Genomic DNA, 1,623 nt, shown 5'->3' with positions numbered 1-1,623 from the left:
AAGTAGCTCTGGAGCTACTGTTATTGATGGAACGGGAAAACATTTAACCTCTGGTATAATAGACGAGCATGCGCATATTGCAACCTCTTCTGTTAACGAATCTGGACATAACTCTACAGCTGAGGTAACAATAGAAGATGTAATTAACCCTGAGGATATTAATATCTACCGTAATTTAGCAGGAGGTGTAACTTCTATTCAAATTTTACACGGCTCAGCAAATCCAATAGGAGGGCGTTCTGCAATAATTAAATTAAAGTGGGGAGAATCTGCCGAGAATTTACTTTACAAAAATTCACCTAAGTTTATAAAATTTGCTTTAGGAGAAAACGTAAAACAAAGTAACTGGGGAGATAATAATAGAGTTCGTTTTCCACAAACTAGAATGGGAGTAGAGCAAGTATATATAGATTACTTTCAACGTGCAAAAGAGTATGATGCATTAAAGAAAAGCGGAAAGCCATATCGTAAAGATGCAGAATTAGAGACATTAGCAGAAATTATAAATAAAGAACGCTTTATTAGCTGTCACTCTTATGTACAAAGTGAAATTAATATGTTAATGAAAGTTGCAGAACAATTTAACTTTAACATTAATACGTTTACACATATTCTAGAGGGCTACAAAGTAGCAGATAAAATGAAGAAACACGGTGTTGGCGGTTCTACATTTAGCGATTGGTGGGCTTATAAGTATGAGGTTAATGATGCTATACCATATAATGCAGCAATTATGCATAATGCAGGGGTAACTGTAGCTATTAATAGTGATGATGCAGAAATGTCAAGACGTTTAAATCAAGAAGCTGCAAAATCTGTAAAATATGGAAACATTAGCGAAGAAGAAGCATGGAAATTTGTAACCCTTAACCCTGCAAAATTATTACACATAGATGATCGTGTAGGAAGTATTAAAACAGGTAAAGATGCAGACGTAGTATTATGGAGCGATAACCCATTATCTATTTATGCAAAAGCAGAACGCACAGTTATTGATGGAGTTACCTATTTTGACATAGATAGGGATGCTAAACTTAGAAAAGCGATTAAGCAAGAAAAAAATGAGTTAACAACATTAATGCTACAAGCTAAAAATAAAGGGTTGAAAACAAAACCTATTGAAAAGAAAGTTAAAGCACATTTTCACTGTGATACAGATTTTTAATTTACACAACAATGAAGTATCACAACTAAAACAACTATTAAAATGAATTATTTTAAATTACATATACTGGCTGTCGCTTTACTATTTTCATCAATAGTAGTAGCACAACAAACACCAGCCACAAAACAAAAACAAGGCGTATCTATAGAAGGAGCAACAGCTCATCTAGGTAACGGTCAAGTTATAGAGAATGCATTAATAATGTTCGAAAATGGTAAACTTACTTTTGTAGGGAGTGCTAATTCTCGTATAGCTAGATTAGGAAAAATAATTGATGCAAAAGGAAAGCATGTTTATCCGGGATTTATAGCGCCTAATTCTACGCTTGGTTTAGTAGAAATAGATGCAGTAAGAGCAACTCAAGATAATGATGAAGTAGGTTTAATGAATCCGCATATCCGTAGCTTAATTGCATATAATACAGAATCTAAGGTTGTAGAATCTATGAGACCTAATGG

1 protein-coding gene and 1 pseudogene are annotated in these 1,623 nt (G+C 33.7%); both read left to right on the top strand.

The window, feature by feature from the left end:
• The coding region (locus ACVC2P_RS00885) for an amidohydrolase (protein WP_452596598.1) at positions 1-1,165 on the top strand (1,165 nt) is incomplete at its 5' end.
• Between the two features lie 42 nt (positions 1,166-1,207).
• Positions 1,208-1,623, top strand: a pseudogene (locus ACVC2P_RS00880) (amidohydrolase family protein); the annotation flags it as partial.

This window comes from Pontimicrobium sp. MEBiC01747 (genome assembly GCF_053601635.1).
The sequence above is the reverse complement of the archived record's forward strand: the minus strand, read 5'-3'. Positions and strand labels throughout refer to the sequence as shown.